At 71.1% G+C, this 13,956-nt stretch carries 16 protein-coding genes and 2 pseudogenes; 14 read left to right on the top strand and 4 right to left on the bottom strand.

The genetic code is table 11. The features are described 5' to 3' along the window. The first annotated feature begins 18 nt into the window (after nucleotides 1–18). Nucleotides 19–1,423 (top strand): annotated as a pseudogene (locus tag ACFYS8_RS31870) (NF041680 family putative transposase). Between the two features lie 9 nt (nucleotides 1,424–1,432). Here ACFYS8_RS31870 and ACFYS8_RS31865 read toward each other — a convergent pair. Next, nucleotides 1,433–1,783 (bottom strand): hypothetical protein, encoded by a 351-nt coding sequence (locus ACFYS8_RS31865; protein ID WP_387647707.1) that lies wholly within the window; start codon nucleotides 1,781–1,783, stop codon nucleotides 1,433–1,435. 104 nt (nucleotides 1,784–1,887) lie between these two features. Here ACFYS8_RS31865 and ACFYS8_RS31860 point away from each other — a divergent pair, with 104 nt between their 5' ends. After that, on the top strand, nucleotides 1,888–2,382 hold the full coding sequence (locus ACFYS8_RS31860) for a hypothetical protein (RefSeq protein WP_387647704.1): 495 nt from the start codon (nucleotides 1,888–1,890) through the stop codon (nucleotides 2,380–2,382). Between the two features lie 67 nt (nucleotides 2,383–2,449). On the opposite strand, the gene ACFYS8_RS31855 is transcribed toward ACFYS8_RS31860, so the two are convergent. Then, nucleotides 2,450–3,025 (bottom strand): HD family hydrolase, encoded by a 576-nt coding sequence (locus ACFYS8_RS31855; protein WP_189272043.1) that lies wholly within the window; start codon nucleotides 3,023–3,025, stop codon nucleotides 2,450–2,452. Next, entirely contained in the window at nucleotides 3,022–4,134 is a 1,113-nt protein-coding gene (locus tag ACFYS8_RS31850; RefSeq protein WP_387647701.1) for a helix-turn-helix domain-containing protein, read from the bottom strand. The genes ACFYS8_RS31855 and ACFYS8_RS31850 overlap by 4 nt, the downstream gene beginning before the upstream one ends. Before the next feature lie 438 nt (nucleotides 4,135–4,572). Between ACFYS8_RS31850 and ACFYS8_RS31845 the strand changes: the two genes are divergently transcribed. From ACFYS8_RS31845 to ACFYS8_RS31790, 12 genes and pseudogenes are all read left to right on the top strand, one after another. Continuing rightward, complete coding sequence (locus tag ACFYS8_RS31845) at nucleotides 4,573–4,791, top strand: hypothetical protein (protein WP_387647699.1); 219 nt, start codon at nucleotides 4,573–4,575, stop codon at nucleotides 4,789–4,791. Continuing rightward, nucleotides 4,788–4,979: a hypothetical protein gene (locus ACFYS8_RS31840; protein WP_387647696.1), complete on the top strand. Its 192-nt coding sequence runs from the start codon at nucleotides 4,788–4,790 to the stop codon at nucleotides 4,977–4,979. The genes ACFYS8_RS31845 and ACFYS8_RS31840 overlap by 4 nt, the downstream gene beginning before the upstream one ends. A 2-nt stretch (nucleotides 4,980–4,981) precedes the next feature. Further along, the gene (locus ACFYS8_RS31835) at nucleotides 4,982–5,221 is read left to right on the top strand and encodes a hypothetical protein (protein WP_387647694.1); all 240 of its coding nucleotides are present in this window, start codon (nucleotides 4,982–4,984) and stop codon (nucleotides 5,219–5,221) included. 308 nt (nucleotides 5,222–5,529) lie between these two features. Further along, nucleotides 5,530–5,700 (top strand): hypothetical protein, encoded by a 171-nt coding sequence (locus tag ACFYS8_RS31830; RefSeq protein ID WP_387647692.1) that lies wholly within the window; start codon nucleotides 5,530–5,532, stop codon nucleotides 5,698–5,700. Nucleotides 5,701–5,824: 124 nt separating this feature from the next. Then, nucleotides 5,825–6,751, top strand: a complete 927-nt coding sequence (locus ACFYS8_RS31825; RefSeq protein WP_387647691.1) for a hypothetical protein — start codon at nucleotides 5,825–5,827, stop codon at nucleotides 6,749–6,751. A gap of 37 nt (nucleotides 6,752–6,788) precedes the next feature. Beyond that, nucleotides 6,789–8,027: a tetratricopeptide repeat protein gene (locus tag ACFYS8_RS31820; RefSeq protein ID WP_387647688.1), complete on the top strand. Its 1,239-nt coding sequence runs from the start codon at nucleotides 6,789–6,791 to the stop codon at nucleotides 8,025–8,027. A 58-nt stretch (nucleotides 8,028–8,085) separates the two neighbouring features. Then, nucleotides 8,086–8,268, top strand: a complete 183-nt coding sequence (locus ACFYS8_RS31815; protein WP_387647685.1) for a hypothetical protein — start codon at nucleotides 8,086–8,088, stop codon at nucleotides 8,266–8,268. 100 nt (nucleotides 8,269–8,368) lie between these two features. Continuing rightward, nucleotides 8,369–8,722, top strand: a pseudogene (locus ACFYS8_RS31810) (PP2C family protein-serine/threonine phosphatase); the annotation flags it as partial. A 68-nt stretch (nucleotides 8,723–8,790) separates the two neighbouring features. Then, the gene (locus tag ACFYS8_RS31805; protein ID WP_387647683.1) at nucleotides 8,791–10,104 is read left to right on the top strand and encodes a HEAT repeat domain-containing protein; all 1,314 of its coding nucleotides are present in this window, start codon (nucleotides 8,791–8,793) and stop codon (nucleotides 10,102–10,104) included. 39 nt (nucleotides 10,105–10,143) lie between these two features. Then, a complete protein-coding gene (locus tag ACFYS8_RS31800) occupies nucleotides 10,144–10,818 on the top strand; it encodes a maleylpyruvate isomerase N-terminal domain-containing protein (RefSeq protein WP_387647681.1) in 675 nt (224 codons plus the stop codon). 442 nt (nucleotides 10,819–11,260) lie between these two features. Then, the gene (locus ACFYS8_RS31795) at nucleotides 11,261–11,929 is read left to right on the top strand and encodes an HAD family hydrolase (protein WP_387647679.1); all 669 of its coding nucleotides are present in this window, start codon (nucleotides 11,261–11,263) and stop codon (nucleotides 11,927–11,929) included. A 150-nt stretch (nucleotides 11,930–12,079) separates the two neighbouring features. Next, on the top strand, nucleotides 12,080–13,003 hold the full coding sequence (locus ACFYS8_RS31790) for a GNAT family N-acetyltransferase (RefSeq protein ID WP_387647676.1): 924 nt from the start codon (nucleotides 12,080–12,082) through the stop codon (nucleotides 13,001–13,003). On the opposite strand, the gene ACFYS8_RS31785 is transcribed toward ACFYS8_RS31790, so the two are convergent. Beyond that, complete coding sequence (locus ACFYS8_RS31785) at nucleotides 12,997–13,785, bottom strand: phosphotransferase family protein (RefSeq protein WP_387647673.1); 789 nt, start codon at nucleotides 13,783–13,785, stop codon at nucleotides 12,997–12,999. The two genes, ACFYS8_RS31790 and ACFYS8_RS31785, sit on opposite strands and share 7 nt — an antisense overlap. Between the last annotated feature and the right edge of the window lie 171 nt (nucleotides 13,786–13,956).

The raw sequence follows: 13,956 nt of genomic DNA, 5'->3' as shown, positions 1-13,956 counted from the left end.
ACGCCCGCTGGTGGGGTGTTGGACGTGTTGTCCCGCTTTCGGGTCGAGTTCTACGAGTGTCTGTACGCCCGTGCTGACGCGCTGTTCGAGCTCGCCGATGCGGTGCTGTGTGCGGACGGGCCGGTGAGGACGCTGGTCGAGTTGTCGCTGGCGGCCGAGCACCGGCGCGGGCACGGAGCGATGTACGCGGCTCTGGAGCGGGGCTGGTGCGAGCCGGCCCGCCTGCGCCGCACCCTGGCGGGCCTGCCGCTGCCGAAGGCGGCGGACGGGCGGATCGTGCTTGCTGTCGATTGTGTCCCACTGGCTCCGCCCCGATGCTCCGACCAGCGACGAGAGGCTGTTCTGTCACGTCTACGGGCGCGGAGACCGCAGCAGGGACCAGCTCGTGCCCGGCTGGCCGTACTCGTTCGTGGCCGCGCTGGAGTCAGGCCGGACCTCCTGGACCGCGCTGCTGGACGCTGTGCGCCTCGGACCGGCGGACGATGCCACGCTCGCCACCACCGCCCAACTACGGGACGTTGTCGTCCGGTTGATCGATGCCGGGCACTGGAGCGAGGGCGACCCGGAGATCCTGATCGTCATGGACTCCGGCTACGACACCGCCTACCTCTCCCACGCCCTGACGGACCTGCCCGTCGTGCTCGTCGGACGCCTGCGCTCGGACCGTGTCATGCTCCGCGACCCGGGCCCCGCCCGCACCTGTCCGGGCCGGCCCCGCAAGCACGGCGGCGTCCTCGGCCTCTCCCGGCCCGACGCCTGGCACACGCCCGACATCACCACCTCCACGTCCACCACCCGCTACGGGACCGCCGAGACGACCGCCTGGGACCGCATGCACCCCAGACTCTCCCACCGCGGCCCCTGGCTGGAACACGCACAGGACGAACTCCCCGTCCTGCACGGCACGTTGATCCGTCTGAACGTCGATCGCCTGCCCGGCGACCGCAGCCCGAAGCCCGTCTGGCTGTGGTGCTCGGCCACCGGAGCGACACCCGCCGACGTGGACCGCTGGTGGCAGTCGTTCCTCCGCCGCTTCGACCTGGAACACACCTTCCGCTTCATGAAGCAGACCCTCGGCTGGACCTGCCCCAGGTTCCGCCACGCCGACACCGCCGACCTCTGGACCTGGCTGATCATCGCCGCCCACACCCAGCTCCGCCTCGCCCGCCCGCTTGCCGAAGACCTCCGGCGCCCCTGGGAGAAGCCTGCCGAACCCCGCCGACTCACCCCCGCCCGCGTCCGGCGGGGATTTTGCAACCTCCGCCCGACAGCGGCCCGTCCGGCAGCCGCACCAAAACCCTCCCGGCCCGGCCCCGGACGACCGCCCGGCTCGAAGAACAAGCAACGCGCTACACGCCACGACGTCGGCAAAACCGTCAAACGCGCCAAGACGATCCAGAAACACCAAGCCTGCCAACGTTAAACGGCAAGCTCAGACTCGGTTGCCCCAGCGGGCGCCGACGGCGTCGCGGGCGTTGTGGTCGCGCTTGGGGCCGTCGCCCGCACCGCGGATCTTGGCGAGGTGGCCGTCCGCGCTCGCGCGGTTCGTCTGGGCCTGCGCGATGCCGGGGTGGAGGACGAACATTCCGGCGCGGTTGCCGCCGGGGATCATCTGGCCTTCGCGCTTGACCACGGCGTCGAGCTGCGCGGCGCGGGCGAGCATGGCCGCGGCAATGTCGATCGCCACCAAGTCGCCCGGTTCTAGGTCGAGTTCGGTTTCGTACAGCTCGATGAGCGCTGCGCGGACGGCCTGCGGGTCCTTCCGCGTCGGATCGACGTTCAACGGACCTCCCCGGGGTGCGGTCGACGGGTTCGGACGGGCTGCCAGCGCATCGCGGCGGCCCTCTTGCGGGCGCGGCCGGCGTCGGCGGCGTCCTTGCGGAGCACGTGCACCCATACCGCCATCAGACCGAGGCCGCCGTCCGCCAGCTGCTCGCCGAGGGCGTCGAACTCGGGCCCCGGACACCAGACCCCACCCCCGCGGCCTCCACCCGTTCGTGCTCCACCGCCCCGCCGGCCGCTGGCGCCAGGCCCCACCCCGACCCACCCGAACGGAAGGACACACCCCTGACCATCCACCCCGCCAACCTGCTGCCCGACGGCCGATGGGACGACCGGCTCTTCGAACTCGACTACGAAGGCCGCCAAGGGCGCTACCGGGTCGTGCGCGGCCTCGGCGAACAGATCGGCACCGTGGAGAAACACGGCGGCGTCTGGATGCCCAAGAACACCGCCGGAGCCTGGATCGGAGCCGCGGCCGGCCGATCGGGCTACCTCACCCGCCAGGTCGCCGCCGTTGGACTGTCCATCACCGTCCCGCTCCCGCCCCCGGAAGGACTTGAGCAGTACCGGGTGACGCCAAGCCCCACCCCCTCGTCGTGACCGAGCGTGCGGCCCAGACGCGGAGCACCCCCACCTCCATCGGAAGTGGGGGTGGGGAAGTGAGCCGTCAGCCGAGGTAGACCTTCTGCCACTCCAAGGACGTCATGGTCAGTGCGGCCTCGGCGAGGGTGCGCGCCGACTCGGTCTTGAGGCTGCCGAGGCTGCTGTCGATCCACGGCTGGACGTTCTGATAGCCCTGCTCGCGGTACTCCACTGCCTGGATCAGGCACTCCAACTTGTCCGCGTCATGGGCGACGACGACTTCCAGGCTCTCGGCGTTCTCGTACTCCTCCACGATGGCCTGCACTCCGGCGACGACAGCCGGATGAGCGGCGCTGACCTGATCGGCAGTCACGCGTTCGTTCGAGGCCGCGGTGAGGTAGCGCCGGCTGATGTGGGGGATATCGCTGACCCGGGTCTCCTGGGTGTCGTGGAAGAGGCACAGCAGCGCGACCTTGGCCGGGTCGGCGCCCTCCATCATCGCGAGCACCGCGCCAACGATGCCCGTCCGGAAGGAGTGTTCGGCGATCGTCTCTGGGTCCTTGACCCCAGCGATCCACCAGCCGGAGCGCTTCGCCCGCTTGAGCATGCCCGCCTCGAACAGGTAGCCAGCGGTGCCCTTCGCCTGCTTGTCGTCCGTCATTGTTGTCCTTCGCTGTTGGATCGGCTGTTGCTGTATCCGCCTACCCGCAGACCGTAGTGCACAGACTCCAGCTCTCGGCGGGACTGCCCTGAAAGACCGTCACCGTCCAGCAACGTGCACACTCGTGAAGCCAGGTCCCGGGCTGTACGGGGGTCCGCGTCGGCCAGTCCCCTGCGGGTGAGCATGAGTGCCCAGATCGAATGAACGTACAGATCGGTGTACTCGCCCGCTCGGTCCAGCCGGATGGCGAACTGTCGCAGCAGCGAGGAGGCGTCCCACGCGGGGCGTTCCTGCTCGGCCATGAAGTCATTGCTGGTCTGAGGACGTGAATCGAGCCCGAGCCAATGAGCCCAGTAGTTCAGGTTCGCCGCTTCGAAGTCGTCGTTGTCGGTGATCGAGCGGGCGATGAAGTCCCGGAGTAGCTCCGGATCTCCCTTCCTTGCCGGCGCTGCCGCGACCGAACGCGCCTCGGCCCAGCGGGGCGACCATCCCGAGCCCGCCGAGGGGATCCGCCCTCGACGCTGCATCCCCCCGAACCACTCGGCCACATCGCGGGCCCGGTCGTAGGAGGACAGGTACCAGACCTGCCTTCGGAGTAAGGCGGTCTCCTCACCCCCGCTCTCCACCAGGTCCGCGGTATGCCGGAGGTTGTCGAAGAATCGCGCGCGCATGTCCTGCCCCAGAAGCGGCGCGGTGGAGACAGGCCCGCGTCGGGCGGCAGGAATGCTCAACTCGGCTGCCACCGCACCAGGCAGAACCCCGCTGACGGCCCAGCCGATCATGTGCGTGGTGTCGCGAGTAAGCACCCACCCGGCCAGTGGATGCTCCAGAACTTCGGCCCTCGCGGGCCTGAACCGCAGTATCTCGCTGAGGACGAAGTCCGCGTCCATGGCAAGGCTGATCAGGTCGACCAGCCCACTTGGCGCGCCGAGCAGGATCAGCCTCCGGCGCAGCATCACCAGGTTCCCGGCTCGGGTGGAGGAGAGTGGCCGGCGGCCGGACTCCCAGCCCTGGACGGTGCTCTTGTCGATGCCCAGGTCCACGGCCAACTCGTCCTGAGTTCTCGGGATCTGTTCCCGGATGACCTTGAACAGGAAGCCGGAAATCACCCCTTCGGGGACCCTGACGACCTCGGACGGACTGTCAGTCAGTGTTTCGGTGCGCCTCGGTGGTGTCCGCCCAGCCATTTCTGCCCCCCTTGGCCCCGGTCGTCCAGGTAACTCGTACTGACAGTCCGTCGAGCCCTGTCTTCACCGGCCGTAACGTCATGACTACGGCATCGCCGGTGGCAGCGGAAGCCTAGTGCCAACTCGGTCTTCTGCGAACGACGGTGCTGCCCTGCCGTAGAGCCCCCTGCGGCAGCCTCAACCACCCAGCAGGAGGACCAGCATGCCCACCAGCACCATGCCGTCCGTCGGCACGCTCGGCGAGCGCTTCCGGTAGATCCGTAGTGACCGCGACACCTGATCCCACAAACCCCAGGCTGTCGCACGAGTCCCGAGGAGCGGCCTCCCCACGGTGGCCTCGGGGATGGAGGGAACACCACCATGACGAGACGCAAGACCCCGAGGGTCTACCGCGACCCCGAGACCGGCCCGTCGAAGGCCGAGAAGTACAAGCTCCCGAAGGGCTGGAACCCCCTGGCCGAGTACCAGAAGGCGAACGCGGCCGGCCGGGCCCCGTCCCCGGGTGAGGCCGTGCAGGAATCGGCCGTGCGGTCCTCGTGCCGCTGCCGCAACTGCATCGCCCGCAGGGGTGCCGCGTGATCATCCGACAGAAGCGGGGCCTGAAGGTGGTCGAGGGCGACCCGGTCCGGCACTGCGAGGACGGCTGGACGGGTACCGTCGCGGAGACCCCGGGCGAGCACGCCAACCACGCCTGGGTGAACAGGGATTCCTCCCGCGACGGGTACCCGGAGCTGGTCCTGCTGACCGAGTTGGAGTCTGCGGAGTGAGCATGTTGAGACCCTTCCGCCTCGCGGACGACAAGTACGTGGTGGACCGGCCCGACGGCTACCGCCAGGGAACGTGCTGGGTCTGCCGGCAGGAGAAGCTGGTCTGCGCAGGCACCACGCTCCGCGCCCCCGGCGACGAGGACAGCACGCTCCACGCGATCTGCGACGACTGCATCGCCCGCGCCCGCACACCCCACCGCCGCGCCGCGCTGCGGGCCGCACTCGACCGGCGGCCGGCGTAGCCGTGACGCCCCGAGGAGAGAACGCCGTGGACGCCGGCCGGAACGACTGCGGGGACACCGCAGGGCGGGCCTCGCGCGAGGCCCCCACGCCCTGGACGCTTGCCGTCGCGCACACGGTTTCCCTGCTCGCACTCAAAGCGCTCGCGATGGCGCTGATCGCCTCCGGCCGCTACCAGCCCCACCCGCGCCCGCTGGGCGCCCATGAGTTCCCGGCCCGCTGGAAAGGGTCCGTCGGGCCGGGTTTGCATCACCCGCACCACGGCTCGTCCACCTCGGACGAGCGGAGCCAACCCGATTGGAGAGGCATCGTGAGCGACACCACCATCACGCCCGACCCGGAGGTCACCGCCCTGACGCGGCGGCTGGACCACTCCGTCCCGGACGGCGACTTCGCGCCGGCCACCGTCGTGTCCCTGACGCGGCGGCTGGACCACTCCGTCCCGGACGGCGACTTCGGCCCGGCGGGAACCGAGAGCTGACCTCAACTCCGAACTGATGCCGTCTGACTGACGGCGCGGTGGGCCGACTCGGCATGCGCAACCGGGTCGGCCCGCCACCTCCCCGACCTGCCACCTGCACGCCTCGACCAAGAGGAGAACCATCGTGTCGCCGACGATTGCCGCCCGAGTGGAGCCCGGTTCCTTCTTCGACCTCAGCCGCAAGGACCCGGCGCTGACCCGGCTCCGTGAGGCGGGCGCCGAACCGGTGCTCCCGTTCGCCCTGATGGAGCGCCTGGTGCGCTCGGGCACTCCCTTCGCGGAGCACGCCCGAGTCCTGCGCAGTGACACGGTGACCGTGGCGGGCGTGACCTTCGACTGGTTCGACGCCGAGCTTCCCCGCGAGATCGCCGACGAACTCAGCCTGACGGACTACGAGATCGCCCAGCACACCGACGAGCGCCGCACGACGCTGACCCAGGCCCTGGACCGGCTGTCGCTGGTCCACCCCGAGGGGTTCGTTCGCGTGCGGGAGTTCGTCCGGGGCCTGCTGTGGGTCGGCCTCAAGCACGGTGTCCGCGCGTCCTCGCTGACCAGTTCCAGCGACCCGGCGCTCCCGTACGTCATCGTGTTCTCCGACAAGGCCCAACGCCACATCCCGCCGAACACCGTCAGCCCGGAGCCGTCGTCGCTCTTCCTGGCGGAGAACCTGCTGCACGAGGGGACACACCAGGCGATCAGCTTCCACGTCCTCCAGAATCGGGTGTTCGCCGAGGGCTACTCCTCCCGGACCTCGCCCAAGATCGAGATCGGGTGGCGCGCGACGCAGGGCGAGGCCCGCAACCAGTTCTGGGAGATCGACAGGGCGTTCCACGCGACCTGCGTCTACAACCAACTGCTGAGGTTCCGCCGGACCGAACTGGACCGCGACGACCTGTCCGCCAACGAGCGTGCGCGCTTCCAGGACGCCTACGACGAGGGACTGCCGGCCGTCCGCTACCTCATGCGCGAACTGGAGCTGCTGGGCGAGAACTTCTCCCCTCACGGGGTGGAGCTGCTGGCCGACCTGCGTCACCAGACCGACCAGCTGTAGTGCGACGCTGAGCGCAAACCGAACGAGGGAAGACCCCGTGCTCCAGCACCTCATCACCCAGGACGACCGGCTGCGGATGGTCCCCATCGACCGGGACGAGCTGACCATCGTCGTCGGCCAGCTCCGCCAGGAGTTGGACGTCACCACCGACCCCTCCCGGACCCGGTTCCTGACCCGGGAGATCGGCATCGCCCAGATGACCCTGGGCAACCACGACGAGGCCCGCACACTCCTGCGGCAGGCGCTCGACATGGCCACCGCCGCAGGCAACACCCGATCCGTCGTCGCCTCCGGGATCAACCTCGGCGACGCCCACCGCTACGCCGGCGACACACAGGCTGCGGACACCCTCTACCGCAGCGCGCTTGCCACCGCACGAAGCCTCCACCCAGAGCTCCTCGACTTCGCGCACCAGCACTTCGGCAAGCACCTCATGGAACTCGGCGATCACGCGGGGGCCCTGGCCCACCTGCAAGAGGCGCTGCGGCTGCGGATCGCCAAGGGAAACGCGGAACTGGTCGAGTCCACGCAGGCCGCACTCGACCGGGTCGCGCTGCTGCTCGGCCGGGCCAACCCCAACTCCTCGGCACCGCACGGGTGGAGCGCCGGATGGACCGCCTGGTTCCAGTCCCGCACCACCGCCCGGACGCCGGCCCGATGGGCGGAGAACTTCCCGGGCCTCCGGGACGCCGTACGAGGACTCACCGCACACCAGCGCGTCCACCCGCGCCTCCTCCGACACCTGCGCGACCAGTCGTTCTCCACCGAGCCGATCGCCGCGATGGCGCAGGAGGCGGAGAACGCCCTGGCCACCGCCGGGTACCTCCACAACGGCAAGTGGAACGCGGCCGTCGGCGACGCGGCGGCCCGCTTCGCCGACCACCTCGATCTCGCCGCCGTCGTGGCCCGGTCCACGGGGCTGGAAGTCGAACAGCCGCACGCCGCCGTCTACATCGCGTACCGGGACAGCGGGCAGTTCCTCGACTTCCACGTCGACGAGTTCGGCTTCGGCGAGGCCAACCTGATCCTGTGCCTCAAACACGACCGCCCCAGCGGTACCGCCGTGCCCAGCTCCACCGTCTTCATCACCGCCGACGGCTACCTCGAATGCGATCTGGCCGCAGGTGACTGCGTCGTCTTCGACGGCGCACTCACGCCCCACGGCCGCACACCCGTCAGTGCCGGAGAGAGCGTCACCCTCATCAGCTTCGGCTTCCATGCGCGTGACCGAGCCCTGCGCACGCCCGTGAACCTCCCGCCGCCGCCCCGGCCGTGAGGCCCGAAATCTCGAACCGCACCGTCCCGCCTCGTTCACCGCGCCTCCGGAGCACCCCGTGGCCCGCGCCGTCCTCCTCACCGCCCTGACCGTCTACCTACTGACCGGCTTCCGATACCACTGGGCATCGCACGGTGAGAAGGCCCCCGGAAAGCTCATGTACGCGCGGGTCAACGCGCGGCGAACCGTGGAAATCTGGCGGACGGGCCTGACTTTCGACATCCGGATCTTCGACCACTGACCAACTCGCACCCTGCCGCTCCCAACAACCTCAGCGGCAGATCCGGCCTCCGCCCTGCGCTACCCCCGAAGCGTAGGACGGAGGCCCTCTCTCACTCCGGACCATGCGCTGGAGCACCGCCGGGCACCCGCCGCCACTCGTCCTCGGGCCGGACGGGCGCACCTGGTACCTGGAAGGCGAACCCGGCATCCCGATCGGCGTCGACCCCACCCTGCACCGCCCCGACCACACCCACCCGCTCCCCAGCGGCGCCACCGTCCTGTTCTTCACCGACGGCCTGGTCGAACACCCTGACCGCGACATCGACGAGGGCCTCGCCGCCCTCGCCACCCTCGCCGCCGCACACGCCGACCTTCCACTCGACGAACTGGTCCACCTCCTCGCGGACCTGCACCCCGGCGACGGCCACGACGACATGGCCGTCCTGGCCATCCGCACCCCGGACCGGGCCTGAGCCGGGGGCCGGTCGCGGCCGCTGCGCCGACCTGCCCGATTGTCCGTGCCGCCCGCTAGCGTTCGGCCATGACCCCCCACCAGCTGGTTCTGCGCCTCGCGGCTCCCGACGACGCGGACCGCCGGGCCGCCGAGGACGCGTTGGCCGCGCTCGGCCCGGCTGCTCTGCCGGCGTTGATGGAGCATCTGGGCGACGCTGCCTCGCCGGTGAGCGAGGCCGCGCTGCTGGGTGTCCTTCGCCGCATGGGACCCTCGGCGTTTCCGCTGGTGCTGAACGTTCTGCGGAGCGTGGCTGCGGGGCAGACGTACTGGCGGGCGTTCCGGGTGTTCACCGGTCTCGGGGCAGTGGCGCTGGACGGTTGCAACGGTGCGCTGACGCATGAGGACCCGGTGGTGCGTCGCGCGGCGGTCATGGCCATCGGCGAGTGCGGGGACGACGGACTGCGGTTCGCCGAGCGGGTGGTCCCGTTGCTGGGCGACCCGGACGCTGAGGTGCGGCGGGCGGCTCTGCGGTCGTTCGCGTGGTGGGGTGACGCTGTGGTGCCCCTGCTGCAGGCGGTGCGTCGCGGTGGCCCCGGCGCCGCGCGGGCGGGCGCGCTGGAGGCGCTGGCGGAGATCGGCGGGGAAGCGGTGCTGAGCGCGCGCGACCTGGCGGCGCTGAAGCGGTTGGTGCGGATCAAGCTGCCCGACGACGTACCCACTCCCATCTCTTGCTGCTCCCTCTCGTGGATTGCGGTGAGTACGGGTGACCAGGCGGGGGTGATCGAGTTGCTCGGCCTCTCGTCGCCGCGTCCGGTGCCGTTCGCCACCGGTGTGGACGTTGCCGACTGCGACAGTCACGCCGGCCTGGACGAGAACCCGCTCGATCAGTACCGCCGCGTGTTCGTCACCCCTGAGCTCGCCGGTTGGACTCTGGTGGTCGGGTCATGGTGCGACCCGAGCTCCGCCGAGCGCGAGGGCGAGGTCCTGGAGGTGTGTGCGCAGCTGAGTGCCAAGTACGGGAGAACCCAGGCCTATTGGCACAGTTACCAGGGCGACGGCTCGGCGGTTCTGGTCGCCGAGCAGGGCACGATCGTACGGCGCTTCGCCTACATACCCGGCGAGGATGCGCAGGACCTGGAACTGGGGGCGCCGCTTCCCTACGAGCAGCAGCGTCGAACCGCTCTGGGCCTGCCCGCGCTGGCAGGCGGCCACGTGAACATCGAGGAGGAGGACGACGAATGGGTATGGGAACTGCTCGAGTTGGCGCCCGGCCTGGCCGCTGAACTGAGCCTGGACCCCCGGTCGGTCGACGCGAGCACACCGGCTCGGGGCACCGGCGTCCTCGCTCTCACCGAGTACGGTCGCAGGCTTGGCGCTCCGGCCGGGGCGCTCACGCTCTGACCGAAGGGCGTCGGGTGCGTTCGGGTAGCGTGGGCCGGTATGCGAACTGAACTGGTGGGAACGGCATTTCGGGCCGAGGCCGGGGCGCTCGGGGCCGCGATGGCCGGGCTGGAGGACGCGGACTGGGCGCGGGCCACGCGGTGCGAGCCGTGGACGGTGGTCGAGCTGCTGGCGCACGTCCGGGTCGCGATCGGGCGGGTGGAGGCGATGGTGGCGGCGCCCGAACCGGAGCGGGCCGAGGTGACGGCGGTGGGCTACTACCGTCCCGACGAGCGCTTCGACGCGGCCACCAACAGCGCCCGGATCGCGCTCGCCCGCGACACGGCCGGCGGCACCGAGCCGGTCGGCGAGTTCGAACGGACCTGGCGGGGCGTGGCGGACCGGTTCGAGGCCGAATCCGCGACGCGAGTGGTACGGACCCGGCACGGCGACCCGATGCTGCTCACCGAGTTCATGATCACCCGAGTGGTCGAACTCGCCGTCCACGGCCTCGACCTGGCCGACGCGCTCGACCGCCCGGCCTGGCTGACGAACCAGGCCTCGGACGTCCTGGAAGACCTACTGCTCACGGACGCCGACGGTCCGTCCGTCCGCAAGGCGCTCGGCTGGGACCGGGCAACACTGCTGCGCAAGGCCACCGGCCGCGCCGAGCTGGACGCCGCCGAGCAGGCCGAGGTGAAGCGCGCCGGGATCACCTGGCTGACGCTCGGCTGAGAGCGCGGAGTTGGGCACGGCCTCCCGGGCGACGGTGGTCCGGGAGGCCGTGTCGCGGTGGTCGTTACGCCCCGAGGGCCTCCTCGTGCGGCCGCTGGACGGCGGGCAGGACGGACTGGCGCACGGCCCACAGGGCCTTGCGTTCGGTATGCATGAGGATGGGGTGGCTTTCAGGGCTGGGCGGGAGCGTTCAGCGGCCGGCGCGCAGGCCGGAGCGGGCCCCCCGTGGATAGGCGGGTGCCACACGAGGGCGCGATGCATCGCCCCGCTGGGGGCCGCGAGGTCGGTCGCGCGACAGGTCGGCGGTCAGGGCCTGCCAGGCCCCGATGCGTGGCATCCGCTAAAAGTCCATGCGGTGATCGTGATCGACGCCACGCCCCGACGGCAACTCAATTTCCGTTGGCCGCACGATCGTTCGGGCAGTGATAAATATGCTGAGCGGATGAGCGACTCGAACAGCAAGCCCGTCGAACTGGTGATCTTCGACTGCGACGGCGTCCTGGTGGACAGCGAGCGGATCGCGGTACGCGTTCAACAGGAGGTCGGCGCGCAGCTCGGCTGGCCGCTCACCGAGGCCGAGGTGGTGCGGCACTTCATCGGACGCTCGCACGCCGCCGGCTGGCAGGTGGTCGCCGAGCGCCTCGGCAAGACCGTCGCCGCCGAGTGGGAGCAGCGCTTCGAACAGCGGCACCGCGAGCTGGTGGACACCGAACTGGAGCCGGTGGACGGCATCGTGGAGGCACTCGCCGCGCTCGGCCTGCCGTCCTGCGTCGCCTCCAGCGGGACGCACGACAAGATGCGGCACACCCTCGGCCGGACCGGCCTGTACGAGCACTTCGAGGGACGGATCTTCAGCGCCACCGAGGTGGAACGCGGAAAGCCCGCCCCCGACCTGTTCCTGCACGCCGCCCAGCGGATGGGCTTCGCCCCGGAGGTGTGCGCCGTGGTCGAGGACAGCGGCCCCGGCACCCGGGCCGCCCGCGCCGCCGGCATGCGCTGCTTCGGCTACACCGGCGGACCCACCGGCGCGGACGCGCTCACCGGCCCGGGCACCGTACTCTTCTCCGACATGCGGCAGCTGCCCGCACTGCTGCGCGCCACCACCGGCTGACGCCCTGCACCCGCCCGCACTGCTGCGCGCCACCACCGGCTGACGCCCAGCACCTGCCCGCACTGCTGCGCGCCACCACCGGCTGACACCCCGCACTGCTGCGCGTCACCATCGGCTGACACCCCGTCCGCACCACCGAAGGGAATCCCCATGGCGCAGGTCGAACTTCCCCCCGGCCACACCGCACGGCCGATCGACCCGGCCACCGACCTCCCCGCCGTCCAGGACCTCGTCCACACCTGCGAACGCGCCCTCGACGGCACGGCCACCACCGACGCCGGCGCGCTCGCCGCCGTGTTCGCCCGCCCCGGACTCGACCCGGCCACCGACACCCTGCTGGTGCACGCCCCCGACGGGCGACTCGCCGGCTGGGCCTGGACGGACCGGCGCACCGACGCCGATGTGCACCCCGACCACCGCGGCCGCGGCATCGGCACCGCACTGCTGCGCTGGATCGAACAGCGGGCCCGCGAACGCGGCACCGCCGAACTCGCCCAGGTCGTTCCCGACCGCGACACGGCCGCCACCGGTCTGCTGCACGCCCACGGCTTCCGCCCCGCCGTCACCAGCTGGCTGCTCGCCATCGACCTCGACGACCTGCCCGAGCAGCTGCCGCCCGCACTCGAGGGCATCACCGTCCGCCCCTTCCGGGCCGGCGATCCGGCGGACGAGCAGGCCACGCACCGGCTCATCGAGGACGCCTTCGACGAATGGCAGCAGCGCCGCAAGGACTTCGACGAATGGGCCGCCCACACCGTGCGCCGCCCCAGCTTCGCCGCCGACCGCTCCCCGCTCGCCTTCGCCGCCAACGGCCAGTTGGTCGGCGCCGCCCTCGCCCTCGACCTGCCCGACACCGGCGAGGGCTACGTGGAGAACGTCGCCGTCCACGGCGGCCACCGCCACCGAGGCATCGCCCGCCACCTGCTGCGCCACACCTTCCACGCCTGCCGCGCCGCCGGCCTGCGCAGCTGCACCCTGTGGACGCACTCCGGGACCGGCGCGCTCGACCTCTACCTGAAGGCCGGCATGACGGTCCGGCACAGTTCAACGGTGCTGAAGAAGACCCTTCAGTAGTCCAGCAGAGCCAGCAGGCGGGCGGCCTGCCGCTCGGTGGTGCCCGGCGGGTTGCGGGCCGCCGTCGCCGGGTCGGTGGCCAGGAACACCAGCCACAGCAGGGCGAACAGGCGCCGGCACTCCAACAGCCGGGCCTGCTCGGCGGGAGAGAGCGTGAGCCGGCCGAGGAACGCCGCCGCGTCCAGGTCGGTGTCCACCCACGCCGAGAGGTGCTCGACCAACTCGGCGAGCTCGTACGGGCGGTCGCTGCGCCCCGAGTCCTCGAAGTCGACCAGCCGGACGTCGGCGCCGTCCCAGAGGAAGTTGGCCAGGTTCCCGTCCGCCTGCCCGAGCACCGGCGCCCACGGTGCTGACAACGAGGCCTCCGCGCCCGCCAGCCAGCGCAGCCCGGCCACCAGCGCCGGCAGCGAGGGCAGCGAGGGCAGCGCCGCGCGGCGGCGGATCGCGGCCACCGAGTCGCCGACGTACCAGCGGCGCTCCGGGAGCGCGGCCACCTCCTCGGGCGGGACGGCGTGCAGCAGACGGTCGGTGGCGCGGGCCAGGGCGTCCAGGTGCGCGGTCGTCAACTCGGTGCCGCGCAACGGGAGTCCGGGCAGCCTGGACATGGTGACGGTGCGCCCGTCCAGCGACAGCGGGCGCGGCGCCAGGCCCGGCGCGTACCGGTCGAGCAGGGTGAGCGCCCGCCACTCGCGGTCCGGGTCGCCGTCCGCGTCCGGGCGGAAACGCTTGCGGACGGTGTCGGGGAGGAACTCGACACCGTGGGTGGTCCACGAGGTGGTCATGGCGTCAGCTTTCGGTACCGGTGGGAAAGCGGCGTCGGGGGTCGGTGTGCGTCACTAGTAGGGCTTGGTCAGGTCAGTTTTGGTGTGGCGTGTCCGTTGGCGGGTTGTGTCGTTGAGGGTGTGTGACGACTGGGGAGATGGTTGGGGTCCGGGAGGACCTTGAGGAGTTCA

It is taken from the genome of Kitasatospora sp. NPDC004615 (assembly GCF_042873545.1).
Taxonomy (GTDB): Bacteria; Actinomycetota; Actinomycetes; order Streptomycetales; family Streptomycetaceae; genus Kitasatospora.
This window is presented reverse-complemented; position numbering and strand designations above follow the sequence as displayed.

Excerpts from the sequence above, each read along its gene's own strand:
- ACFYS8_RS31855 (WP_189272043.1), bottom strand. The coding sequence starts at position 3,025 with ATGACGGACGACAAGCAGGCGAAGGGCACCGCTGGCTACCTGTTCGAG.
- ACFYS8_RS31845 (WP_387647699.1), top strand. The coding sequence starts at position 4,573 with ATGACGAGACGCAAGACCCCGAGGGTCTACCGCGACCCCGAGACCGGC.
- ACFYS8_RS31835 (WP_387647694.1), top strand. The coding sequence starts at position 4,982 with ATGTTGAGACCCTTCCGCCTCGCGGACGACAAGTACGTGGTGGACCGG.
- ACFYS8_RS31805 (WP_387647683.1), top strand. The coding sequence starts at position 8,791 with ATGACCCCCCACCAGCTGGTTCTGCGCCTCGCGGCTCCCGACGACGCG.
- ACFYS8_RS31800 (WP_387647681.1), top strand. The coding sequence starts at position 10,144 with ATGCGAACTGAACTGGTGGGAACGGCATTTCGGGCCGAGGCCGGGGCG.
- ACFYS8_RS31795 (WP_387647679.1), top strand. The coding sequence starts at position 11,261 with ATGAGCGACTCGAACAGCAAGCCCGTCGAACTGGTGATCTTCGACTGC.
- ACFYS8_RS31790 (WP_387647676.1), top strand. The coding sequence starts at position 12,080 with ATGGCGCAGGTCGAACTTCCCCCCGGCCACACCGCACGGCCGATCGAC.
- ACFYS8_RS31785 (WP_387647673.1), bottom strand. The coding sequence starts at position 13,785 with ATGACCACCTCGTGGACCACCCACGGTGTCGAGTTCCTCCCCGACACC.